The organism is Catellatospora vulcania (assembly GCF_009720385.1).
GTDB lineage: Bacteria > Actinomycetota > Actinomycetes > Mycobacteriales > Micromonosporaceae > Catellatospora > Catellatospora vulcania.
The window spans coordinates 1,485,074-1,509,364 of sequence record NZ_WARX01000001.1 but is presented as its reverse complement, the minus strand read 5'-3'; the positions used below and the strand labels follow the sequence as shown (position 1 = coordinate 1,509,364).

Annotated in this window: 15 protein-coding genes; 8 read left to right on the top strand and 7 right to left on the bottom strand. The window is 72.5% G+C overall.

Annotation, left to right across the window (positions count from 1 at the left end; all coding sequences use genetic code 11):
* Window positions 1–128: 128 nt before the first annotated feature.
* Window positions 129–338: a hypothetical protein gene (locus F6W97_RS25800; RefSeq protein WP_155372962.1), complete on the bottom strand. Its 210-nt coding sequence runs from the start codon at window positions 336–338 to the stop codon at window positions 129–131.
* A gap of 225 nt (window positions 339–563) precedes the next feature.
* The gene (gene fxsT, locus F6W97_RS25795; RefSeq protein ID WP_155372961.1) at window positions 564–3,365 is read right to left on the bottom strand and encodes an FxSxx-COOH system tetratricopeptide repeat protein; all 2,802 of its coding nucleotides are present in this window, start codon (window positions 3,363–3,365) and stop codon (window positions 564–566) included.
* Window positions 3,366–3,605: 240 nt separating this feature from the next.
* On the opposite strand from fxsT, the gene F6W97_RS25790 reads away from it, so the two are divergent.
* Both F6W97_RS25790 and F6W97_RS25785 read left to right on the top strand, forming a co-directional pair.
* Complete coding sequence (locus F6W97_RS25790; protein ID WP_155372960.1) at window positions 3,606–4,469, top strand: hypothetical protein; 864 nt, start codon at window positions 3,606–3,608, stop codon at window positions 4,467–4,469.
* Complete coding sequence (locus F6W97_RS25785; protein ID WP_155372959.1) at window positions 4,466–9,757, top strand: NACHT domain-containing protein; 5,292 nt, start codon at window positions 4,466–4,468, stop codon at window positions 9,755–9,757. The genes F6W97_RS25790 and F6W97_RS25785 overlap by 4 nt, the downstream gene beginning before the upstream one ends.
* Window positions 9,758–9,805: 48 nt before the next feature.
* On the opposite strand, the gene F6W97_RS25780 is transcribed toward F6W97_RS25785, so the two are convergent.
* Complete coding sequence (locus tag F6W97_RS25780; RefSeq protein ID WP_155372958.1) at window positions 9,806–10,090, bottom strand: hypothetical protein; 285 nt, start codon at window positions 10,088–10,090, stop codon at window positions 9,806–9,808.
* A 258-nt stretch (window positions 10,091–10,348) separates the two neighbouring features.
* On the opposite strand from F6W97_RS25780, the gene F6W97_RS25775 reads away from it, so the two are divergent.
* The 6 genes from F6W97_RS25775 to F6W97_RS25750 all read left to right on the top strand — a co-directional run bounded on the left by F6W97_RS25775 (window position 10,349) and on the right by F6W97_RS25750 (window position 16,800).
* The gene (locus tag F6W97_RS25775) at window positions 10,349–12,997 is read left to right on the top strand and encodes a tetratricopeptide repeat protein (protein ID WP_155372957.1); all 2,649 of its coding nucleotides are present in this window, start codon (window positions 10,349–10,351) and stop codon (window positions 12,995–12,997) included.
* Window positions 12,998–13,508: 511 nt separating this feature from the next.
* Window positions 13,509–13,844 carry a hypothetical protein gene (locus F6W97_RS25770; protein WP_155372956.1) on the top strand — a complete coding sequence of 112 codons (336 nt, stop codon included), beginning with the start codon at window positions 13,509–13,511 and terminating at the stop codon, window positions 13,842–13,844.
* A gap of 13 nt (window positions 13,845–13,857) precedes the next feature.
* Complete coding sequence (locus tag F6W97_RS25765) at window positions 13,858–14,400, top strand: sigma-70 family RNA polymerase sigma factor (protein ID WP_155372955.1); 543 nt, start codon at window positions 13,858–13,860, stop codon at window positions 14,398–14,400.
* A gap of 108 nt (window positions 14,401–14,508) precedes the next feature.
* Window positions 14,509–15,633, top strand: a complete 1,125-nt coding sequence (locus F6W97_RS25760; protein WP_196279311.1) for a sensor histidine kinase — start codon at window positions 14,509–14,511, stop codon at window positions 15,631–15,633.
* On the top strand, window positions 15,630–16,292 hold the full coding sequence (locus F6W97_RS25755) for a response regulator (RefSeq protein ID WP_155372954.1): 663 nt from the start codon (window positions 15,630–15,632) through the stop codon (window positions 16,290–16,292). The genes F6W97_RS25760 and F6W97_RS25755 overlap by 4 nt, the downstream gene beginning before the upstream one ends.
* 79 nt (window positions 16,293–16,371) lie before the next feature.
* Window positions 16,372–16,800: a hypothetical protein gene (locus F6W97_RS25750; protein ID WP_155372953.1), complete on the top strand. Its 429-nt coding sequence runs from the start codon at window positions 16,372–16,374 to the stop codon at window positions 16,798–16,800.
* 60 nt (window positions 16,801–16,860) lie between these two features.
* On the opposite strand, the gene F6W97_RS40230 is transcribed toward F6W97_RS25750, so the two are convergent.
* The 4 genes from F6W97_RS40230 to F6W97_RS25730 form a co-directional block, all read right to left on the bottom strand.
* The gene (locus tag F6W97_RS40230; RefSeq protein ID WP_196279310.1) at window positions 16,861–19,563 is read right to left on the bottom strand and encodes a metallopeptidase domain-containing protein; all 2,703 of its coding nucleotides are present in this window, start codon (window positions 19,561–19,563) and stop codon (window positions 16,861–16,863) included.
* Window positions 19,564–19,847: 284 nt separating this feature from the next.
* Window positions 19,848–21,884 carry a beta-galactosidase gene (locus tag F6W97_RS25740; protein WP_230686957.1) on the bottom strand — a complete coding sequence of 679 codons (2,037 nt, stop codon included), beginning with the start codon at window positions 21,882–21,884 and terminating at the stop codon, window positions 19,848–19,850.
* 124 nt (window positions 21,885–22,008) lie between these two features.
* A complete protein-coding gene (locus tag F6W97_RS25735) occupies window positions 22,009–23,349 on the bottom strand; it encodes an extracellular solute-binding protein (protein ID WP_155372952.1) in 1,341 nt (446 codons plus the stop codon).
* Window positions 23,350–23,406: 57 nt separating this feature from the next.
* On the bottom strand, window positions 23,407–24,291 hold the full coding sequence (locus F6W97_RS25730; protein WP_155372951.1) for a carbohydrate ABC transporter permease: 885 nt from the start codon (window positions 24,289–24,291) through the stop codon (window positions 23,407–23,409).

Genomic DNA, 24,291 nt, shown 5'->3' with positions numbered 1-24,291 from the left:
CTGGGTTGCAAAAAGGCTAGATGGCCAAATCGGGCCAGCGGGTCAGATCGACGTACGATGCTGCCCGCCGAGCGGGTGCGGCCCGTGACGACGACCGCACCTGCTCGGACGACGGCGTCGCGGTGACGTCAGCTCGTCATGCTCAATGCCTCCAGCACGGTCATGACGACGGTGCGGAACCCGCCGGCGAGAGCGGTGACGAGGGTGGCCAGGGCGAGGATAACGGCCGCGAGGCCCGCCAGAGTCCAGCGCTGGCTCACATTACGCCGGGAACGTCGTGGAGTGCTCTCTTGCCGCGGCTGGCGATGCCGCGTCGGCACGGGCGGTACGGTGCTCACCAGGGTCCTTTCGCTTGAGGAGCGGAGGACGTGGATCTGCTTGCGACAGCGATGCCACGTCGTCCTGCCATGTCGCGGTTCGACATGTGAAGCTCCAACTGCGACAGAGTGGAACACGACCGTCTAGTCGAACGCCTGCCCCTGGCACGGGTTTGGCAAGGTTTGGCGATCATTCAGGTTCATCTAGGTGACAAAAAGGCCAGCCGGACAAATCACGCCGGCAGGTCAGATCGGAATCGGGTCGAGATCGCATTCGACACGTGAGCCACGCGCCCAGCGGGCGACGAACTCGTGCTCGCCGAGCAGCTCCTGCCAGCCGGCGAGCATCTGTTCACGCAGCTCGTCGTCGGGTCTGCCGACCGCGATCAGGTCCAGGGCCAGGTTGGTGCCCGCCGCGAGCGTCTCCGGGTGCTGGGGGCCGCGCACCTTCGCGGCGGTCGCGTACGCCGCCTGGGACGCCTTCACCGCCCCGGCCCGGTCACCGGTCAGCGACAGATCGGTCGCGTGGTTGACAGCCGCCGCGATCGAGTACGGGTGATCCGCGCCCAGCATCACGTTGAGCTGATCCGCGGCGTGGCGTCCGGTCTCCCGCGCGGCCGACCAGAGCCCGCGGGCGCGTTGCACGGCGGCGAGGTTCACCCGGGCCACCGCGGTCAGCGGGTGATCGTCGGAGAGCTTGTCCCGGTAGATCTCGACGGCGTTCATGACCAGCCGCTCCGCCCGGGACGTGACACCGGCGTCCCGCAGCGCGTTGGCGTAGCTGACCGTCACCGACAGCAGGTGGGCGTCGGAGCCGTCGAGCATCTCGCCGCAGCGCACGTACAGCTCGGCCAGCTCGTCGAGCGCCTGCGGCCAGCCCAGGCGGCGCCTGGCCACCGCGGCCGTCCGGCGCGCGGCCAGCATGCCCAGGTCGCCGTCGCCGAGCAGGCGGCTGCCCAGCGGCAGGTAACGGTCCAGCAGCTCCAGGGCCTGGTCGTAGCGGCCGAGCCCGGCCTGGTCCTCGGCCAGCGCGAACGCGACCCGCACCGTGGCGGCGGTGTCATCGGCCTCCAGCCGGTGGAAGTCGCGCAGGTCCAGGTCCGCGGCCTCGGAGTAGGCGCCGGCGTGGCGCAGGCTGGCGGTGAGCCGGCGGCGGCTGTCCGCGGTGCGCGCGTGCCCTGCGCCGAGGGCGTCGCGGGACCGGTCGTAGTTCTCCCGGCTGGCCGTCACGGCCCGCGCGTAGTCGCCGGCCACGAGCAGGTCGGTGGCGGCGCCTGCCACGGCGGCGAGGGTCAGCTCGTGATCGGCCCCGTGCGCCGGGCTGGCCTGCAACCGGCGTACGACATCCTCGGCCAGGGTTCTGGCCTGCGCGTACTGCCCCAGCCCGCGCAGCGTGCCGGCCAGCTCCACCTGCACCGACAGGACCAGTTCGTGGTCCGGGCCGAGGAAGCCGGGCTGCTGCCAAGCCGCGACGGCCTGGCGGGCCAGGTCCGCGGCCCCGGTCAGGTCGCCGTCGAGGGCCCGGAACCGGATCTGGTCGGCGATCAGCCGCTGCGCGTCAGGGTTGGCGGACTCGACGAGCCGGGACGGCTGCACGTGCCGGCCGATCTCCCGGTACTCACCGGCCGGGGCGACCCCCGGCGGGCCGAGGCCGGCTCGGGCCAGGATCTCGTGCACCTGATGGCGGGCGTGCGCATCGGCGTCGGCCGGCAGGATACTGCGCAGCGCCTGCCGGGCCAGCTGCGTCATCTCGACCTGGAGCTCACCCAGCCGGATCAGGCCGTAGTTGGCCAGCGCGCGCAGCGCCCGGCGCAGCTCGACCCGGTTGCGCAACGTCGCGCCCAGCGGCGACGCCATGCCCGCCCCGGCCCGCTGCAGCAGCGCGATCGGCACCGGGGCCGGACCGAACCAGCCGAACAGGTCGCACACCTCCCGGTGCTCGGCGCTCAGTTCCTGCCGCGCGACGGTCAGCGCGGTGACGACCGGCTCCGACGGTGCGTACTGCGACTGCAGCGCGGCCGGGTCGCCCAGCGCCGCGATGTCCAGGGCCAGCGGCAGCCGGCCGACCAGCCCGATGATGTCGGCGATCTCCGCGTCGGTGATGCCGGGCCGCCGCCGGGAGAGGAACTCGCTGGCCTCGTCCGGCGCGAAGTCGAGCACCTCGACCTCGAGCATCGTGGTGTCGTACGGCAGCTCGCGGTCGGTGGTCGTCAGGATCACGTGGCCGCCGCCGGTCGGCAGCAGGTCGCGGATCGCCCGCTCCTGGTCGCCGTTCACGTCGTCGAAGATCAGCAGGTGCGGCACCTCGGGAGAGCCCAGGTAGCGGCGCAGCTCGGCCAGCGACCGGTCGCCCGGGGAGCCGTTGCCCAGCCCCAGCCGCGCGGCGAGCTCCGCCATGCCCGCCCGCGCCTGGTCGACGTCGTCGCAGCGCACCCACCACACGATCGGGTAGCTCTCGCCGTAGCGGTGCGCGTACTCGGTGGCCAGCTGGGTCTTGCCGGCCCCGCTGACCCCGTGCAGCACGACCGTCGTGTGCGCGTGCTGCTCGAACGCGGTGCGGATGCGGGCCAGGGCGGCCCGTCGGCCGGTGAAGAAGGACGAGTTGCGGCCGGGCAGGCTCTGCACCGGCCAGGACACGGCCGAGTCGGGTCGGGGCGACGGCGGTGGTACGCCGCGCCCGGCGCGTGAGTTCGGCACCGTGGTCGTCTCCCCCGCACGAGTCGGTCGCTGGCTGTCCCCCTGCGCGCGGACCCACAGTGATTGGAACTCGGCGACCAATTCGGTCTCGTTCCGCTGGGCCCGGGTGCGCTTGTTGAGATCGACGATAATCGAGTGATACTTCGGCCACGAGAGCAAGTAGGCGCCGCGTAGCGCGGCACGGTAGGTCTCGTGTGAGACGACCTCCAGCGACCGGTCGTGATAGATGCTGGTGCTGACCATTCGTGCGGACGGGCAACCGGCGCGCAGATAGAGCTCGTGCAGGGCGTCTACCAGGTCACGGAAGGGTCCCAGCGGGACGGCGTCCAAACTGGGTCTGCTGATCTGCACGTGGCGGCTCCGCGCGGAAGACGGCCAGCCGAGGGTTGACGGTGGCGGAATTGAAGGTGGCGGAACACGGAGACGCCATGCGGGCCCCCGGCGAGCATATCGACGGAGGACCGGCTCGCGCCATCGACACGCGCCATGCTCAGCCGCACCCCGCGAGCGGGTGAACCACCTTGACAACGTCGCGTTCCCGACAGTCGCGGGCGGCGGCGCGATGTTGTCCCCGATCGATAGGTTTGACCGATGGCGCGGGTAGCAGCGGTACACGGCATCCTCAACACGTACGCCAGCCGGCCGCAGATGGCCGAACGCTGGATCCCCGCGCTGCAGGGCGGGCTGGACAACGCCGTCCAGGCCGGCCGGAGCCCCGCCGTCGGGCTGGCCGACTCCGAAGTGGCCTGTGTGTTCTACGGCGACGTGTTCCGGCCGCCGGGAAAGCGCCTCAGCGGCGACATCCCGCCGCTGACGGCCGACGATGTGGACTCCGGCCCCGAGGCCGACCTGCTGATGCAGTGGTGGGCGGCGGCGGCGCGGGTGGACCCCGGGGTGGTCGCCCCGGACGCGCGGACCCTGGGCCCGCGGAACTCGGCCCGCAAGGCGCTGCTGGCGCTGGCCGGCGCACGGTTCCTGGCCCAGGCGTCGGAGCGCCTGCTCGTGTGGTGGCTCAAGCAGGTCACGGCCTATTTCACCGACCCGGCCGTGCGCGCGGCGGCCCAGGAGCGGTTCGCGGCCGCGATCGGTGAGGACACCCGCGTGGTGGTGGCCCACTCGCTGGGCTCGGTCGTGGCGTACGAGGCGCTCTGCGCCCATCCCGAATGGCCGGTCACCGACCTGGTGACGCTCGGCTCGCCGCTGGGCGTGCCGCACCTGGTGACCCACCGCCTGCAGCCGTCGACGGCCGCCTGGCCCGAGGTCGAGCGCTGGGTGAACATCACCGATTCGGGTGACTTCGTGGCCCTGCAGCCGGTGCTGCGCACCGTGTACGGCGACCGCGTCCGCGACCTGGAGATCAGCAACGGGATGGCGGCCCACCAGGTGGAGCGCTACCTGTCCGATCGCGAGACCGGCGCGGCCGTGGCCGCGGGACTGCTCGCCGGCCGCCCGTGAACGGGCCGGAGGACCGCTCGGCGGTGCGGCGGTACTTCATCGGCGCGGCGACGACCGAGTACGCCCCCTCGACCAACCTCATCGACCTGCCCGAACTCGTCGCCGAGCTGCAACGCGCCACCGACCTGTTCACCGGCCTGGACTACCAGGTCGTGCAGGACTTCGGGGTGAACCTGAGCGCGGTGGAGTTCACCGGGCGGCTGCGGGCCTTCCTGCGCAGTCCCGAGCGCCGCGCCGACGACATGATCGCCGTCTACTACACCGGGCACGGCGAGGTCGCGGCGTCCAAGACCGATCTACTGCTGCCGATGGCCGATGCCACGGCCGACCGGTCGTTCAGCTTCCTGCGTGCCGGTGACCTGACCGGCCGGGTGCTCGACAGCGACACGCCCGGCGAGATGGTCGGCCAGCGGCTGCTGTTCGTGCTCGACACCTGCTACGCCGGCGCGGCAGGCGGTGCGCTGGCGGCCGGCGCGGTGGGGTTCGTCGAGCGGCTGCGGCGCACGGCCGGCGGCCCCGCCATCGCGGTGATCGTCTCGACCCGCGACTACCAGCAGGCGGGTGTCGGCACGTTCACCCAGGCACTGGCCCGCTCGGTTCAGGAACGGGCGATCGCCGGCCACGAGGTGCCGTTCCTCCCGCTGGAGCCGCTGATCACCCAGGTGAACGCGGAACTGGCCGACGCGGCGGCAGGCGGGGCCGTCAGCCAGCAGGCCCGCCTGTTCTACTTCGGGGAGCGGTCCGGGGAGTTCTTCCCGAACCGGCAGTACAGCCGGTGGTACTCCGACCTCGACGTGCGCACCCGCGAGCTGCGGCTGCAGCAGGAGGCACGCCGGACCGACCGGGAGCGGACCGCCCGCATCGGGCAGGGCCTGGACCCGCTGTCCGACCGTGACGACCTGTGGCTGTTCACCGGCCGTCACGCGGCACTGCGGCGGGCTTCGGCCTGGCTCGCCGACGCCGACCCGCCGACGCTGGTGATCACCGGCGATCCGGGTTCGGGCAAGTCGGCGCTGCTGGCACGGTTGGACACGCTGGCCGACCCGGGCCGCAGCGCCCGGGTGCCCGACGTGCACGTGCTGCCGCCGGACACCGTCCCCCCGCGGGAGTCGATCGACCGGTTCATCCACGCCCGCGGGCTGACCCCGGTGGGCCTGCTCGCCGGGCTCGCCGAAGCCTGCGGCATCGACGACATCGCCGCCGTCGACTCGCCGGGCAAGCTCATCGCGCAGCTGCGCAACCGGACCGAGCCCGTCGTCGTCGTCATCGACGGCGTCGACGAGGCCGCCGGCGAGCTCGGCGACACCACGGTCACCGGCATCGCGATGGTCGAGCAGGTGCTCGCGCCGCTGGTCAGAACAGCCCGCCGGACCCCGCTGCGCCTGCTGATCGGCACCCGCCGGCACCTGATCGGCCCGCTGGGCACGCCGGTCGACGTCATCAACCTCGACCGGGCCCGCTACGCCGACCAGCCCAGCCTGCACCAGTACGTGCACTCGTGCCTGACCCGGCTGGTCGAAGCGTCGCCGTACGCGGGGCAGCGGACCGAGTACCTCGGCGCGGTCGTCGACGCCGTCGCCGCCGCGGCCGGCGACTCCTTCCTCGTCGCCCTGATCACCGCTCGCAGCCTGGCACTGCGGGGCGAGCTGGTGGCCGATCCGTACGACGCGGCCTGGCAGGCCTCGCTGCCGCGGGAGGCCGCCGGCGCGATGCGCGGCGACCTCGACGAACGCCTCGGCGACGAGGCCGCCAAGGCTCGGGACCTGCTGCTGCCGCTGGCGTACGCGCAGGCGTCCGGGCTGCCGTGGGAGGACCTGTGGCCGCGCCTGGTCACCCGGCTGACCGGCCGCCCGTGCAGCAACCGCGACCTGGACTGGCTGTTCGAGAAGGCCGGCTACTACATCATCGAGTCGCGGCTGGGCAACAGCTCCGTGTACCGCCTCTACCATGCGGCCCTCGCCGAGCATCTGCTCATCGAACGTCAGGGCAGCGTCGGCGACGGCAGGGGGTCCGGGCTGCGCGACAGCGGCGACGTCAAGGCCGACGCCGCGGCGATCGCCAGGGCCGACCACCGGGCGATCTTCGACCTGCTCGTCGACCGGGTTCCGCGACGGCCGGACGGCACCAGGGACTGGGCCATGGCCCACCCGTACACGGCGGCCGCGATCGCGGGCCATGCCGCCCAGGCCGACTGTCTGGACGCGCTGCTCGCCGAGCCGCGGCTGCTCACCGACACCCAGGCCGAGCCGCTGCTGACCGCGCTGCACCGGGTCCGGACACCGCAGGCGCGGGCGACCGCCGACGCCTACCAGCGGGCGGTCGCCCGGATGCAGGCCCACCCGGCTGAGCGAGCCGCCTATCTGCAGCTCGCTGCCCGGTGCGCGCGGGCCCCGCACCTGGCCGACGACATCACCGCCAGCGGCCTGCCGCTGCCGTGGACCACGCACTGGGCTTCGTGGCGGATGCATCCGCCGCACCAGACGCTGACCCGGCACCGCGGCCCGGTCACCGCGGTCGCGCTCGGCGACGTCGCCGGCCGGGCGGTCGTCGCGTCGGCCAGCGGTGACCGCAAGCTGTGCCTGTGGAACGCCACCACCGGGCGACCGATCGGCGAGCCGCTCGTCGGGCACACCGACTGGGTCACCGCGGTCGCGTTCGGACAGCTGGACGGCAGGACCGTCGTGGTTTCCGGCGGCCGGGACGGCACCGTGCGGCGCTGGGACGCGGCGACCGCGCTTCCCCTGCCCGGACGCCCCTTCCGGCATCGCGGGCCGGTGCGCACCGTCGCCTTCGGACAGTTGTTCGACCGGGCCGTCATCGTGTCCGGTGGCGAGGACGACCTGGTCATGGTCTGGGACGCGGCCACCGGCGAAGTCCTGGGCCGGCCCCTGGCGGGGCACACCGGCGGCGTGTACGCGGTGGCGGTCGGCGACGTGCGCGGGCAGGGTGTCGTGGCGACGGCCTGCACGGACGGCCTGGTGCGGCTGTGGGACCCGGCCACCGGCAGCCTGTTCGACACCCCGTACAGCGGCCACTCGGGCCGGGTGAAGGCCGTCGCGTTCGGGCGGCTCGGCGACGACGCGATCGTGGTCTCCGGTGGTGAGGACCGGACCGTGCAGGTGTGGTCGGCCGAGACCGGGCGGCTCGTCACCGACCCGTACACCGGGCACGTCGACCATGTGAACGCGGTGGCCTTCGGCCGCCGCGGGTCGCAGCCGGTCGTGGTGTCCGGCGGCAACGACCGGACCGTGCAGGTGTCCGACGTGGTCACCGGCCGCCAGATCGGGGTCCGGCTCACGGGTCACAACGACTGGGTGTCGTCGGTGGCGTTCGGCACCCGCGACGGTCGGCCGGTGATCGTGTCAGGCGGCGAGGACGACACGGTGCGCCTGTGGGACGCGGCGTCCGGCGAGCCGGTCGGCGAACCGTTCACCGGGCATGCCGACACGGTCGACGCCGTCGCGTTCGGCGACCTGGCCGGGCAGCCGATCGTCGTCTCCGGCGGCGGCGACCGCACGGTGCGGCTGTGGGACGCGGCGTCCGGCCAGCCGTTCCGCGCGCCGCTGACCGGGCACACCGGCGCGGTCACCGCGGTGGCGTTCGGGGCCGTCGACGGGCAGCCGGTGGTGGCGTCGGGCGGCGACGACCAGACCATCCGGTTGTGGGACGCCGCGTCCGGCAAGCCGGTCGGCGAGCCGGCCACCGACACCGGCCCGGTCAGGTCACTGGCGCTGGGCGCCGTCGACGGCAGGACCGTGGTGGCCTCCGGCGGCGCGGACGAGACCGTCCGGTTGTGGGACGCCGCGTCCGGGCGCGCGGCAGCACCGCCGCTGCTCGGGCACGAGGGGGCCGTGAACACGGTGGCGTTCGGCGACCTCGACGGCCGTCCGGTGATCGCCTCCGGCGGCGGCGACCGCACGGTGCGGCTGTGGGACGCGGCCTCCGGCCTGCCGGTGGGCGAGCCGCTGACCGGGCACAGGGATGCGGTCACCGCGGTGGCGTTCGGGGCCGTCGACGGGCAGCCCGTGGTGGCCTCCGGCAGCGACGACGAGACCGTGCGCGTCTGGTACGCCGACTCCGGCGAACCCGTCGGCGCTGCGGCCACCGGCGCCGGCGCGATCCGGTCGGTGGCTTTCGGGCAGCTCGGCCGCCAGCCGATCGTCATCGCCGGCGGTGCGGACGCCCGCGTCAGGGTCAGTGACGCCGTCACCGGGGAGACCGTCGGCACCCTGTACGCGACCCCCGGCGGGGTGCGGTCGGTGGCGTTCGGGCGGCTCGGCCGCCAGCCGATCGTCATCGCGGGCGGCGCCGACCGTGCCCTGCGGGCCTGGGACGCGGCCACCGGCCAGGTCGTCGCGGCCCCGTTCGCCGGGCATCTGAGCCCGGTCACCGCGATCGCGTTCGGCCGCCTCGACGGGGCCCTGGTCGTCGCGTCGGGCAGCACCGACCACACGGTACGGCTGTGGGACGCGGCGACCGGGCGTCCCCTGGCCGCCCCGTTCACCGGGCACGCGGACGGGGTCCGGTCGGTCGTGTTCGGGCAGGTCGAAGGTCGGACGGTCATCGTGTCGGCGGGTGACGACCGCACGGTGCGCACCTGGGACGCCGCCACCGGCGAGCCTTTCGGCGAGCCGTTCACCGGCCATCGCAGCTGGGTCAACTCGGTCGCGTTCGGGCGGCTGGACGGGCGGCCGGTGATCGTGTCCGGCAGCAACGACCACAAGGTGCAGATCTGGGACGCGCAGACCCAGGAGCTGTGCTGTGCGCCCATCGACGCCCACCACGGTTACGTCAGGTCGGTCGCGTTCGCGTCCCTGCACGGCCGCCCGGTGGTGGTGTCCGGAGGCGACGACCACGTCGTGCGGCTGTGGGACGCGCGCACGGGCGAGCCCGTCGGCGAGCCGCTCACCGGACACACCGCCCATGTCAACGCGGTGGCGGTGGGTGAGGCCGGCGACTGCCTGCTGGTGGTGTCCGCGGGCAACGACGGCACCGTACGGACCTGGGAGGCCGCCACCGGCGAGCCGGCCGGCGCGCCGTTCACCGGCCACGAGGGCTGGGTGCACGCCGCCGCGATCGACCGGCACGGGGATCGCACGGTGGTGGTCAGCGGCGGCGCCGATCAGACGCTGTGGGTGCGGGCCGCGCCGGGCGAGACCGACACCCAACCGGCCGGCGGCACCCGCATCCGGCTCAACGCGACGGTGAACTGCGTGGCCGTACGCGACGCGACGCATGTGGTCGTCGGCACGGAACTGGGCATCGTCAGCCTGCGGCTGCCCGGTTGAGCGCCGGGGCCCTCGCCGCCACGAGGGCCCCGCCCCGTCCCCCCTGGTTCAGTTGCCGGCGGCCCGGCGGCGCTTGCGCTCGTCCTGCAGGATCTGCTTGGCCTCCTGGCGGCTGAGCCCGAGTTCGGACAGCAGCTGCCGCTGCGGGATGACCAGCAGCGCGCCGATGCCGACGCCGAGCGCCGTGCCGCACGCCGGGGACATCGTCACGTTGTTGGCGATGAGCAGGAAGAGCACCCCGATCATCCCCACGCAGAAGACCCAGAGCGAGATCTTCAGGTTGCGGTTCGACCGGACCAGCCGGTCGAGGTCCTTCTGACTCAGCGTGCGCATGGTCACCGATGCCTTCCACTCGCGAACCCGCCTGGCTGTCCGGGGCCGTGCCCCGGCGCGCCGACGCTAACCGGACGCCGCCGGTGCCCGCTGCGGCCGCCGTGTCGATACGCCGACGAATGACCTGGTCAGCACGGGCATTCCGAGGCTGCCGACGGGTCCCCGGTGCGGGCCGGTGCGGTGACCGGCGCGGGCCGACCGTCCACATCGGTACGCCTAGAATCAGGCCGACGGCGGACACGGGAGGTCGCGGGCACGATGGCGGAACGGTCGCACGATCAGGACGGCGCGCCCCGGACCGCGTTCACGGCCGCGCTGGCACAGCTGCGCCGCCGCCTGCCCGACGCCTCCGACGAGGTGCTGGCCCGCCGGGCGAGCAACGTCGCGCTGCCGTCCGGGCGGCGCATCGCCGTCAACGCCCGCCGGCTCGGCGAGTGGCTCAACGGCCGCTCCGTGCCCCGCGACTTCGAACAGGTCCACGCGCTCGTGCAGGCCGTCGAGACGGCCACCGGCGGGTCGGCGACGGGCCAGTCGCTGCAGCGGTGGCGGCAGCTGTGGCGGGCCGCGCACGAGCAGCGCACCACCGTACGCCCCGCCGCGGCCGCGGGCCCGGTGGCGGAACTGGTGGTCGGCCGCCCGCCCAGCGACGCCGCCTCGCTGCGCGAGCGCCCGGAGCTGGCCGCGGCCATCGACGACGCGCTGCGCGACGACACGGTGCGCCAGGTGCTGCTGACAGGGCCGGGCGGGTCGGGCAAGTCGCAGCTCGCGGCGGCGGCGTTTCATCGGGCGCGCGGCTGCGGGGGCCTGTTCGCGTGGGTGTCTGCGTCGTCGCGGCAGTCGCTGCTGGCCGGATACGCCCGTGTCTGGCGGGCGGTCGCGGGCGGGATGCTGGACTCCCCCGCCGCCGCAGGCGGCCGTGCGGCGCACCCGGACGGCTACGGCCACGACGAGGAGACGCAGGCCGACCTGCTGGTCGCGTGGCTGCGCTCGACGCCGCAGCCGTGGCTGGTGGTGCTCGACGACGCCGACGACCCGGCGGACCTGGACGGGCTGTGGCCGATCGGCGAGCACGGCCGCAGCATCGTGACGACCCGCCGCCGCGACGCGCTGGTGCTGCGCCCTGCGGCGCGCGTCGTGCAGGTGGGCATGTTCAGCGGCGCGGAATCGGTGGACTATCTGCGTAATCGCCTGTCGCTGGATCCGGCGGCCGGGCAGGGCGAGCCGCCGCCCGACGGCGAGCTGGCCGGCCTGGCGGCCGCGCTGGGACACTTCCCGCTCGCGCTGTCGCAGGCCGCGGCGTTCCTCATCGACACCGGCACCGGCGTGCCGGCGTACCGGCGGATGCTCGACGACGAACGGGAGCGGCTCGCCGACCTGTTCCCGCCCACGTCGCCCGCCGACGGCCACGACCGTACGGTGGCCAGCACCTGGCAGCTTGCCGCGCAGCGCGCCGCCGCGCTGGCCAAGCCGGGCGCCGCGGCCCGGATGCTGGAGCTGGTGGCGCTGCTGGCCCCGGTCGGGGTGCCGCAGGACCTGCTGCTGACCGGCGCGGCTCGGGCCCGGGTCGGCGCGGACCGGCGTGAGGCGCTGGCGGCGCTGCGTGCGCTGCACCGGCTCAGCCTGCTCACCCACGACACGTCGACGGTGGCGATGCACGCCCTGGTGCAGCGGGCGGTCCGGGAGTCCGTCCCGGACACCGAGCTGCCCGCGCTGGCCCGCGCCGCCGCGGACGCCCTGGACGAGGCATGGGCGGTCCCGGACCACAGCCTGCCGGTGGCCGCGCTCTACGACAGCCTGCTGGCGCTGCGCCGGGCGGTCGGCGAACACCTGTGGCACCAGCGCATGCATCCGGTGCTGCGGCGGCTCGCCGAGCACCTGATGGCGTTGGGCCGGACCGGCGCGGCCCGCGACGCCGCGGACGAGCTGCTCGCGCAGGCCCGTGAGAGGCTCGGCGGCGAGCACCGCGATGTGATCTTCCTGGCCGCGCAGCGGGCCCAGGCCGTCGGCGAGCTCGGCGACCCCGCGGCGGCGCTCACCGAGCTGACCGTCCTGCAGCGCGATGCCGAGCGGCTGCTCGGCGCGGACGATCCGGACACGCTGTGGATTCGGCAGCGTGCGGCGCTGCAGCCGTTCGAGCTGGGCGCGCCCGCGGCGACGCTGGCGGAGATGGTGCCGCTGCACGCGCAGGCCGCGGCCGTGCTCGGCGACGATCATCCGCTGACGCTGTCGACGCGGCGGTACGTCGCGCTGTGCCGGGGAATGTCGGGCGACCCCGCCGGAGCCCGGGAATGGTTCACGGCGCTGGCGGACGAGCTGGCTCAGCGGCGCGGCCCGTCCCATCCGGACACCCTCAGCACGCTGTCTGATCTGGGGCGGTGGATCGGCGAGACCGGGGACGCGGATCTGGCCGTCGACACGTACCAGCGGGCGGTGGAGGGGCTGGTCGCGGTACACGGGCCGCTGCACCACGACACGCTGACCGCCCGGCACAACCTGGCGTACTGGCGCGGCCTGGCGGGGCAGCCGGCTGCGGCCGTCGAGGAGTTCGGCGTGGCCACGCAGGACGCCGAACGGGCGCTCGGGCCGCGGCACCCGACCACGCTGACGTTCCGCACCAACCTGGCCTACTGGACCGGCCTGGCCGACGATCCGGCGGCGGGCATGGCGGCCCTGGCAGAGCTGCAGACGGTCGTCGAGGAGGTGTTCGGGCACGCCCATCCGCGGGCGATGCGCGCCCGGCAGCTGCACGCGCAACTGCGCCACCGCGGCGGCGACGTGGCGGGCGCGGTCGGTGAGCTGACCGGGGTGCTGGCCGACATGCGGGCCGTACAGAGCGACGACCACCTGCGTACCGGCGAGGCCGCGCAGCTGCTGGCGTCGTGGACAACCCGGCCGCACTCATCATGAGTCGTGTAGGCCTGGTGTGGCCGATGTGGACCAGACGGTTCAGGTAAGGGAAGTCATGAGGTGGTGACAGCCGAAACCTTGACTGGGCCCGCCGACCGAAAGCACTTTGGTCGAGTGAAGCCGACGGGCCCTCCCGAGACACGGCCTGAACCGCGCCCGCATAGCGACGACCTGGAGCCATTCCCGGTCGCCGACGTTCAAGAGTCGCCCAGAGGCTGAGATTCGTGCAATCAATCCGTCATGCTTCATCTCACACCTCCTAGCGGGCGGCTGCGAACGTCTACACCGACAAGTCGCACGAGCAGCCCGATCCGTGCAAGAGACGGTCGGATTTTCTTGAGGCGTTTCCGCTCGTGTCGACTTGATGTCGGCTGGCCCCTGATCTTGCTTACTTCGCTAGCATGTGTCCACTGTCGAAGACTGGGTCCGCCGACGAAAGCTTTTGGTCGAGTGAAGAAGGCGCCCTCCCGAGACAGGTCCTGTCAGCCGACGAGAAGGGCCCGACCCTCCGATGCCCGACCCCACCGGGAGTGAGAGCACGCGCGCGCCTCGAGCCGCCCGTGCCTCAGCCAAGAAGATCACCGCCGGCACGGCGGCCGACACCGCGCCAGAACCGCCCGCCGACGCAGATCCTCGGCACAAGGGCGTGACGCTGGTGGCCGGCGGTGCTCTCAGCACCGTTTTGACGTCCTCGGCCGCCCAAGCCTTTGACATGATCCCCCAGAACCTTCAGCCAGAGGTCAACGGCGCGTCGGCAGTCGTGGCCGCCGCCGCGCTCGCGTACATCATCCGTCGCTTGATCCCGCGCAAGGGCTCCGTCGGGATCAACTGGGACTTCAGCAAGTAGGCGGGCGGAAGTCATGAACCGCCACGACGCCGCCGGCGCCATGTCGATCACCGATGTGGCGCTGGCGCGCGTGGAAGAAGATCACGAGTTCGCCGATTTCTACCGCACCGAGTTCCGTAACTTGGTGCTGTTCACACGATTCGTATCCGGAGTCGATCTCCACGATGCCGTGGACATCGCCCAAGAGGCCATGATCGCGCTGCATGGCAATTGGGAAAAGATCGAGTCCCCGGTGGCGTTCGTACGCAAAGTCGCCTCTCGAAGAGCATCCGACTCGCGACGTCGGTCCCGCCGGCAGGTCTTGGTGTCACCCACCGACGTCGTGCTCGACCAATTCCAGGAGATCGATCCCTACACAACGGATGTCGATGAGGTCCGTCAGCTCATCCGGCAACTTCCGGAACAGCAGCGGATGGTATTCGCCCTGCATCTGCGCAGCTACCCGACAGCCGACATGGCTGCGATTCTCCACCTGAAGGAAGCGACCGTACGGTCCACGCTGCGTCACGCGCGGGAGCGGCTGAGGCTGCTCCTGGCCATCCGAGACCAAGCGTGACACATCCATGAACGTGGGTGGTGATCCAGCGATGCTTGATCGACGGACGGACCACGCCGGCCCGCCGTCGTCATTGACCCGGTGCGAGGGACCGGCCACAGTGGAAGCGTGCACCAGGCCCTCCATGCGCTGACCGTGGCCGCGTACCTGACGCTGGTCGCCGGGGCCGCCGTGGCGGAGCCTCCGGTCAGCATGCCGCACCATCCGGTCGCCGCGGTGGTGCTGGGCGCGGTCTACGCCGCGGCGGCCACCGCCGGTTTCGCCCGGGTGCGGCATACGTCGCGGCGGGGCCTGCGCATCGCCTACATCGTGGTCCAGCTGCTGCTGGGTTATGCCGTGTTCGTGACGTCCGGCGCGATGGTCGGGGCGATCCTGCTGCTGCTGGTGCTGGTGAGCCAGAGCGTGCTGCTGCTGCCGCTGCGCGGCGCGCTGGTGGTCGGCGGTCTGGTCCCGTTCGCGCATCTGGGCATGGAGTGGCGGGCCGGGCTGCGCGAAGGGCTGGGCATGCTCGCCGCGGCCGCGTTCGCCGCGGTGCTGACCCACCTGATCATGCGCGAGCAGCAGGCCCGCCAGGAGCTGATCCGCGCCCACGAGCAGCTGCGCGAGTATTCGCAGCAGGTCGAGACCCTGGCGGTGGCGCAGGAGCGCAACCGGGTCGCCCGCGACATCCACGACGGGCTCGGACACTCGCTGACCGTGGTGCAGATGCAGGTCAAGGCGGCACGGGCGGTGCTGGGCACGGACCCGGGCCGGGCCGACGCCGTGCTCGCCAAGGCACAGGTCCAGGCCGAGGAGGCCCTCGCCGAGGTACGCCGGTCGGTGAGCGCGATGCGTGATCCGCGGCCGCGGGCGCCGCTGGCCGAGGCGCTGGCCGAGCTGGCCGAGCAGTCCTCGGCGTCCGGCGTGCCGACCAGCCTCGACATCGCCGGCCAGGCCCGTCCGCTGGTCACCGCGGCGCAGGAGTCGCTCTACCGGGCGGCCCAGGAGGGGCTGACCAACGTCCGCAAACATGCGCGGGCGACCCGGGCCGAGCTGGTCCTCGATTACACCCTTCCGGCCGCCGTGCGGCTGGAGGTCCGCGACGACGGCACCGGTTTGGCGGACGAAACCGGCGACTCGCCCGGATACGGGCTGCTGGGGGTACGCGAACGCGCCGCGCACGCCGGCGGCCGGATGAGCATCGAGTCCGTGCCCGGTCAGGGCGCGACGCTGTGCGTGGAGGTGCCCGGGTGAGCCGGGGGCCGGTGCGGGTGCTGCTCGCCGACGACCAGTCGCTGTTCCGCGAGGCCCTGGCCGTGCTGCTCGGCGTGCACGACGACATCGTGGTGGTCGGCGAGGCCGGCGACGGCGCGCAGGCGCTGGATCGCGCGGCCGAACTGCGGCCCGACGTGGTGCTGATGGACCTGCGCATGCCGGTCCTGGACGGGGTGGCGGCCACCCGGCGGATGCGGGTGGAGCACCCGGGGGTGCGGGTCATCGCGCTGACCACGTTCGACGACGACGAGGACGTCTTCGCGGCGCTGCGCGCCGGGGCGCTGGGCTACCTGCTCAAGGACGCGTCGTCGGCGCAGCTGGTGGCGGCGATCCACGCTGCCGCCCGCGACGAGGCGGTGCTGCAGCCGTCGGTGGCGGCGAAGGTGGTCGCCCGGTTCGCCCGGCTGCCCGACGAGGATCGGACCGACCGGCCGCAGCCGCTGGTGGTGCCGCTGTCCGAGCGGGAGCTGGAGGTGCTGCGCCTGCTCGCCGAGGGCCGGTCCAACCGGGAGATCGCGGCGGCGCTGTTCCTGGCCGAAGGGACGGTGAAGAACCACGTGAGCGGGGTGCTGGCCAAACTCGACGCCCGCGACCGAACCCAGGCGGCGCTACGGGCCCGTGCCCTCAGGCTGCTCTGAACCGGCATGACCGGTCATGACCGGTGACCGTGACTTCTGGCACCTGTGTACACGGATCCGCCGGTTCAGGATGGCTGGCATGACGACTTCCACGCCCGGCTCGACCCCCTCCGCCGACCACGCGCCCGAACGGTCGACCACCCGCAAGAACCTGCGCTTCGCCCTGCATTTCGGCGAGATGGTCGTCGCCATGTTCGTCGGGATGCTCGCGCTGGGCCCGCTGTGGTCGCTGGCCTGGCCGGGCCTGTCCGACCTGACGGTCGCGAGCGTGCTGGTGATGGCGACGAACATGACCATCGGCATGGCCGCGTGGATGCGGTTCCGGCGGCACGGCTGGGTGAGCATCGCCGAGATGTCCGCGGCGATGTACCTGCCGTTCCTGGTCCTGCTGGTGCCCTATGCGTTCGGCGCGATCTCCGGCGAGGCCCTGATGATGGGCGGCCACCTGCTGATGCTGCCGGCGATGCTGGCCGCCATGCTGGGGCGCCGTCACGAGTACCGGCACTGACCGGCCCGGCCCGCCGGCGCCCCGTGGAGGGCGCCGGCGGGCCGGTCCGGTGCGGCGGTGCTACTGGACGCCGAGGTTGCCGTTGTCCAGCGTCACCACACCCGACTCGTACGGCGTCGGTGTGCCCGCTGTGGTGATGCGCAGCGAGAACGTGTCGTGGCCCTTGCCGGGATTGCCGCCGTCGACGACGGTGCCCCGCAGGGTGGCGGGACTGCCGCCGAAGCGCCCCGCCGCCTGGAAGACCGCCCGGTCACCGACGACGACGAGCCAGCTGATCGTGTCTGCGTCGAAGCGCTGCGATCCCCGGTCGACGCGGATCGACCCGTTCGGGGTGGTGCCCTGATACCGGATCGAGGAGGTCATCCGGAGCGCGGTGCCCGCCGAGTCGTCTCCCCTGCCGGTGCCGGAGACCTGTCCGGCCGGGTTGAACAGGATCAGCTCGGCGTCGACGGCGGGGCCGGTGAAGTACTCACCGGCGACCTCGGCGTGCAGCGCCCAGACGTCGGCGGCGACCGTCGCCAGCACGACCTCGGCCCGCCCGGTGGCGTCGAACGTCACGTCGAACGACCGGCTGCCGGTCGTCAGCGTCGGGGACAGCGTGAGGTGGGCTGCGGCCCGGCTGAGGTCAGCCGGGTGGCCGTCGGCTTCCTGGGTGGCCTGCAGCGTCAGCTTCGCGCCGCTCCCGGCCGCCTGGACGAGGCCGGTCACCGCGACGACGAGGTTCTCGCGGTCGACGGTCAGCGTCGCCTCGGTGGCCGCGGCCTCGTACCGCCCGTCCGCGGAAGTCTGCACCAGCACCGGGTAGCCGCCAGGGAGCTGGTCGGCGAGCCAGGTGGCTCTGGCCACGCCGTCGGGGCCGGTGGTCGCCGTGCGCACCTGGCCGGCGACGGTGAAGTCGACCTGCCGGCCCGCGACCGGCGCGCCGGTGATGCGGTCGCGGACGACGGCGGACAGCGCCGCCGGGTCGGAGTGGTCCACGGACGTGTCGCCGGTGTAGGAGATGTCCAGCTGCCGCTTCACGACGTCGACGAGGAACTGGTAGTCGGTCGTGATGTCGGTGTCGGTGGTGCTGCGCCCGCGGGCGAACAGCGAGTGCTGGCCTACCCGTTCCCCGTCGGGAACGGTGACCTTGATCGTGGCGGTGGCCTGCTGCCCCGCCGCAAGCGTCATCCGCTGCGTGGTGGCCGTCCAGGTGGATGGCACGAGTTCGGTGAAGTCGAAGGTGTCGGTGGCCTCACCGGTGTTGCGCACCGTGAACGACAGGTCGGTGGGGTTCCCGATCGTCAGCGTCGGCCGGGGCGCGTTGCCGCGCGCGTCGGCCGGGTCGACGAGCACACCCGGCCCGCGGACGTCGAGGTACACCTGCGACCACCAGATGTTGGCCGAAGTGCCGGCGAAGAACGGCCGGCCGATGGCGCGGACGGCGACCTTGGCGGGGGTGCCGTCGGCCCACGGCCGATCCATCGTGCGCTGCGGGGTGCGGGTGTCGCCCGGGTCCCACGCGTCGACGTCGCTGCCGCCGTCGCAGGCCACCGACGTCTCCGCCGGGTCCTCGTCGACACGGCCGTCCCCGTCGTTGTCCATGCTGTCGACCGGGTCCTCGTCGACGCGGCCGTCGACGTCCTCGTCGACGCAGCCCGGGGTGCGCACCCCGTCCGGGCGCAGCAGCTCCACGCCGCGTACGTGCTCCTGGTTGCTGCGCACGTTGCGCTCGTCGACGCGGAACACGACGACGCCGCTGTCCGGGACGCTCTGGTCGTAGGTGCCCGCCCTGGGCGTTCTGGCTTCGATGAGGAAGTAGTCGTCGGTGCCGCGCTCATGGTCGTAGATCAGGTACGTGGTGGCGATGCTGAGGTCCGACACGGTGACGTAGCGGTCCGAGGTGACCACGACCGGTTTCTGCCCGCCCAGGTGCATCTTCGTCCACTGGTTCGGCTCGTACCACAGTTCGCCTCCCGAGCAGGTCGGTCCGGCGAGGTCCCAGCTGCCGACGCCGAAGCCGTAGTGGTCGTAGAGGTCGTACAGCTGATGGCCGAGTTCGTGGGCGAGCGTGATGCGGTTGGTCGCCGTGCCGCTGTCGGCGGTGCGGAAGCCGATCGTCTTGCCGTCGAGCTTGCCCCCGGCGGCGACCTCCCGGGTCTGCCCGCAGTTGTCGGTGCCGGGCCGGGACGTGAAGATCGTGGCCACACCGAGTTCGGTGTCCTCGACGGTGCCGTCGCGGTCGGTGTCGTACCGGGCGAAGTCGACGAACGGGTCGGCGAGGTCGATCATCTTGCGCCGCCGCTGCGCCGGGTCCTGCGCGATGCCCGGCCCGGACGCGCCCAGGTCGACGACCACGACGCCGTTGTCGGCGTCGCCGAAGGACTCGACGGCGGGCACCATCACCCCGAGGTCGTGCTGGAGGTAGTAGTCGGCGACGTTGCCGAAGGTGAACAGCGGGAAGTACTTGGCCTCGATGTCGGCCTCGGTGACGTTGGTCAGGTCGTTGAACGTCGCGTAGACGATCAGCACCGGGATCAGCGTGTCGCCCCGGTCGTGGAACAGCGGGGCGTGCGGGCTGCCCGGGTGGCTGAAGTCGGGCAGCGGGAACGGGTAGTCGGCCGCGGCGGCACGGGCCGGCGGCGCGAACGGCAGCAGCCCGCCGAGCACGACGAGCACCAGCGCCAGCGCGCCGAGCAGGCGGGCGCGCACCCGTCCGGGTGCGCGGAGCCGGCTGCTCCTACGTGGATCTCGTAGGGACGGGGCCAATGGGAATGCTGCCATGACGGCTCCTAAGCGCAATGAAAGGCATCGACCACAGCGGAGTGGACATCACCACGATCCGGTCGCAGCGCGCGCTCGCAACAGGATCCGCAACAACGAGACAGACGGATATCTGCACGTCGGAGGGAACACGAAGCTTACGGAGCCGCCAAGCTGGGACGTCAACACTCACTGCGCAAAGGTGGCCGATCCGGTTCCACCGAAAGAGTTCCACGTTCACCGAAAGAGCGGGACCGCCCGCAGGCGGTCCCGCTCCATCCGATGTCGCCGGTGGTCGGCTGCGCTCAGCCCAGCCGTAGGACGGCCACTCCCCTTGCCTCCAGCGACAGCTCGCCGTGCGGTCCGCGGGTGCCGACGAGCGGCTCCCCGGGCAGGTCGGCGACGGTGACGGGCTGGTCGGTGCGGTTGACGAGGAACGCGAAGCGCTCCGCGCCGCGGCGGCGCACGGTCAGCTCGACGCCGCCGCGTACGCCGGCCGGCAGCTCACTGGTCACGCCCGCGGCCGCGGCCAGCCCGTCGAGCACGGCGGTGACGCCCTGCGCCCCCAGCCGGGTCGACACGTAGGCGGCCGAGCCTGCGCCGACGGTGCGGCGGGTGACGGCCGGGTGCCCGGCGTGCTCACCGGTGGCGTAGCGCGACAGCACGGCGGTGTCGGGGCCGGTGACCTGGACCCGCTCGGTCCACAGGGTGGCGGACAGGTCGCCGTCGAGGGTCACGGACTCGGTGTCCAGCAGCGGCGCGAACTCCTCGACGCGTACGCCGAGCAGGTCGCGCAGCGCACCCGGGTGCCCGCCGAGCCAGACGTGGTCGTGCTCGTCGACGATGCCGGAGAAGTACGTCGTCACCAGGTGCCCACCGGATTCGACGTAGCCGCGCAGCTCCTTGGCGACCGGCTCGCCGACCATGTGCAGCATCGGCGCGACGACCAGGCGGTAGCCGTCCAGCGCCGTGCCCAGCGGCACCACATCGGCGCGGATGCCCAGGTTCAGGAACGCGGTGTACCAGTCCAGGGCCTCCTGCCGGTAGCGCAGGCGGTCGGTGGGGTGCGAGTCGGCCTCGGCGGCCCACCACGAGTCCCAGTGGAAGACGATCGCGGCGGGCGCCTGCTCGCGGGTCGCCCCGGCGACCGGGGCGAGGTCGCGCAGGGTCGCGCCCAGTGCGGCGGCGGAGCGGAACACGTCGCTGTCGGGGCCGGCGTGCGGGACCATACCGGAGTGGTACTTCTCCGCCCCCGCCTTCGACTGCCGCCACTGGAAGAAGCAGACCGCGTCGGCGCCGTGCGCGACGTGGGTGAGCGAGTCGCGGGCCAGCTCGCCGGGCTTCTTGGCGACGTTGACCGGCTGCCAGTTGACGGCGCTGGTGGAGTGCTCCATCAGGAACCACGGCCGGCCGCCGGCGATGTTGCCGGTCAGGTTGGCCGAGAACGACAGCTCGTCGGACGCCTGCGGACCGGGCTCGACGTAGTGGTCGTTGGAGACGAAGTCGATTTCGGCGGCCCAGGCGGCGTAGTCCATGCCCTTGGTGCCACCCATGATCATGAAGTTGGTGGTGACGGGCACGTCCGGGGTGCGCCGGTGCAGGATGTCTCGCTCGGCCCGCAGGTAGTCGCGCAGTGCGTCGGAGGAGAAGCGCTTGAAGTCCAGCTGCTGGGTCGGGTTGGGGTGGGTGGTGGCCAGGCGCGGCGGCAGGATCTGCGCCCAGTCGCTGTACTCCTGCGACCAGAACGCCGTGCCCCAGGCGTGGTTGAGCGCGTCCAGGGTGGCGTACCGCGCGCGCAGCCAGTCCCGGAAGGCGCGTGCCGCGTCGTCGGAGTAGTCGTAGATGTTGTGGCAGCCCAGCTCGTTGGACAGGTGCCAGGCGGTGAGCGCCGGGTGGTCGGCGTAGCGGCCGGCCATCTTCTCGACCAGGACCAGGGCGTGCTCGCGGAACACCGGTGAGGTGGGTCGCCAGTGCTGGCGGCCGCCGGGCCAGAGGGTCTCGCCGCGCTCGTTGACCGGCAGGATCTCCGGGTGTTTCGCGGTCAGCCACGGCGGCGGCGAGGCGGTGGCGGTGGCCAGGTCGACGGCGATGCCGTTGTCGTACAGCAGGCCCATGGCCTCGTCGAGCCAGTCGAAGCGCCAGGTGTGCTCGGCGGGCTGCAGCCGCGCCCAGGAGAAGATGCCGAGCGAGACGATGTTGACCCCGGCTTCGCGCATGAGGCGTACGTCGTCGCGCCACACCTCACGGGGCCACTGCTCGGGGTTGTAGTCGGCGCCGTAGGCGATGCCGGGCGCCACGTTGTCGGGCCGGCGCAGCCACAACGGGCGGGCGGGGTGGGTCACGGAGGTGCTCCTTGCGAGGTTGTGCGATCGGGCCAGGGCCGCGCCGCGGACGGTCGGGGTGGCCGCCCGCGGCGCGGGGTACGTCGCGGGCGGGATCGTGTCCCGCCCGCGGCGCGGGCTACGGTCAGCCGACCGTGAAGCCCTGGTCCTTGCCGTACTTGGCGGACGCCTCCTGCCAGGCCTTGAGGCCGTCGGTCAGCGGCTTGTCGGTCACGTACGCCTGGCCGACGGTGTCGTTGAAGATGCTGTTGGCGTACACCTGGAAGGGCAGGTACGACCAGCCGGGCACGACGTCGGCGGCCGACTTCGCGAAGATCTCGTTGGCCTTCTGGCCGCCGAAGTACGGGAACTCCTTGCCGAGGAACGCCGCGGACTTCAGCTCGGCGTTGGTGGCGGGGAACGCCCCGTTGTCGACGCGGATCTGCACGCCCTCACCGGCGGTGGCGTACTTGAGGAACGCGTAGGCCAGGGCGTTGTTGGCGCCGGCCTTCGGGATGGCCAGCGAGCTGCCGCCGTTCTCGGCCGCGGCGTTGGCGCCGGCGGTCCACTGCGGCATGGGCGCGACGCGCCACTTGCCCTTGGCGCCGGGCACGCCGGACTCCAGGTTGGCGGGCATCCACGCGCCGATGACCAGCGTCGCGATGCTGCCGTCGCCGAGGCCCTTGTACCAGCCGTCGCTCCACGAGCCGACCGGCGCGAGCAGCTTGTTACTGATCATCGTCTGCCAGGTGGCGGCGAACTTGGCGGAGCCCTCGTCGGCCAGGTTGATCTTCACGTTGGTGCCGTCGACGGCGAACGGCTTGCCGCCGGCCTGCCAGATCAGGCTGGTGGTGAAGCCGGCGTCACCGGTGTCGTTGGTGATGTAGGCCTTCGGGTCGGCGGCGTGCAGCTTCTTGGCCGCCGCGGCGTACTCGTCCCACGTGGTCGGCACTTCGATCTTGTGCTTGTCGAAGACCTCCTTGTTGTAGAACAGCGCCATCGGGCCGGAGTCCATCGGCAGGCCGAAGGTGCCGCCGCCGGTCTTCACCGACGACCACGGGCCGGGGGTGAAGGTGCCGTCGAGCGAGCCGGAGCCGAACGCGGCCAGGTCGGTCAGCGACTTGCCGAGGGCGAACTGCGGCAGGGCGTAGTACTCGATCTGCGCGACGTCCGGCACGCCGGAGCCGGCCGCGACCGCGTTCTGCAGCGCGGTGTACTGGTCGTTGCCGGTGCCGGCGTTGACCAGGTTGACCTTGACCTTGGGGTACTTGGCCTCGAAGGCCGTGACGACCTGCTTGAGGGTCGGCTCCCAGGCCCAGACGGTGATCGAGCCGCCCTTGTCGAGCGCGGCCTGCACCTGGTCGGCGGAGACCGGAGTGGTCGTGTCGCCGCCGTCGTCGGAGCCGCAGGCGGCCAGGGCCGCGGTCGTGATCGCGGCCGTGGCGAGCGCCGCTGTGCGCAGGAACGCGCGTCGGTTGGTGAACATCGGTGTCCTCTCAAACGGGGGTGTAGCGCATTTCATGAGCGGTGAGGTCGGTGGGCGTCAGTCCTTGACGCCGCCGGCGGCCAGGCCGGACTGCCAGTAGCGCTGCAGGAACAGGAAGGCGGCCAGCAGCGGCAGGATGGTCAGCAGCGAGCCGGTGATCACGAGGTGGAAGATGGCCTGCCCGCCGGCGGTGGCGGCCTGGTCGTTCCACGCGTTGAGGCCCAGGGTCAGCGGGTACCAGTCCGGGTCCTTGAGCATGATCAGCGGCAGGAAGTAGTTGTTCCAGGTCGCGACCATGGTGAACAGCGCGACCGTGACGATGCCGGGGGCGAGCAGCGGCATGCAGATGCGGAAGAAGGTGCGCAGCTCGCCCGCGCCGTCGACCCGGGCAGCCTCCAGCAGCTCGCCGGGGATGGCGCTCGCCGCGAAGGTCCACATCAGGTAGAGCCCGAACGGTGAGATGAGCGACGGGATGATCACGGCCCAGGGTGTGTTGGTCAGCCCGAGCTTGGAGAACATCAGGAAGGTCGGCACGGCCAGGGCGGTGCCCGGCACCGCGACCGCGCCGATGACGACGGCGAACACGCCGCGCTTGCCGGGGAAGTCGAACTTCGCCAGCGCATATCCGCCCAGGGTGGCCAGCGCGGTCGCGCCGCCCGCGCCCAGCACCACGTAGAGCAGGGTGTTGAGCAGCCACCGGACGAACACGCCGTCGTCGTAGGTGAGCGTGTCGCGGATGTTGCGGAACAGCGCGAAGTCGTCGTCGAACCACAGCCCGAACGAGGTGAACAGGCCTTCCTGGGTCTTGCTGGCGTTGATGAGCAGCCAGACCAGGGGCACCAAGCTGTAGATCAGCATGAGCGCGGTGAGCGCGGTCAGCAGCGGGCTGCGCTTGGGCTTGCTGCGGCGCACGGCGTTGCGGGGGTTCGTCTGCGTCGTCAT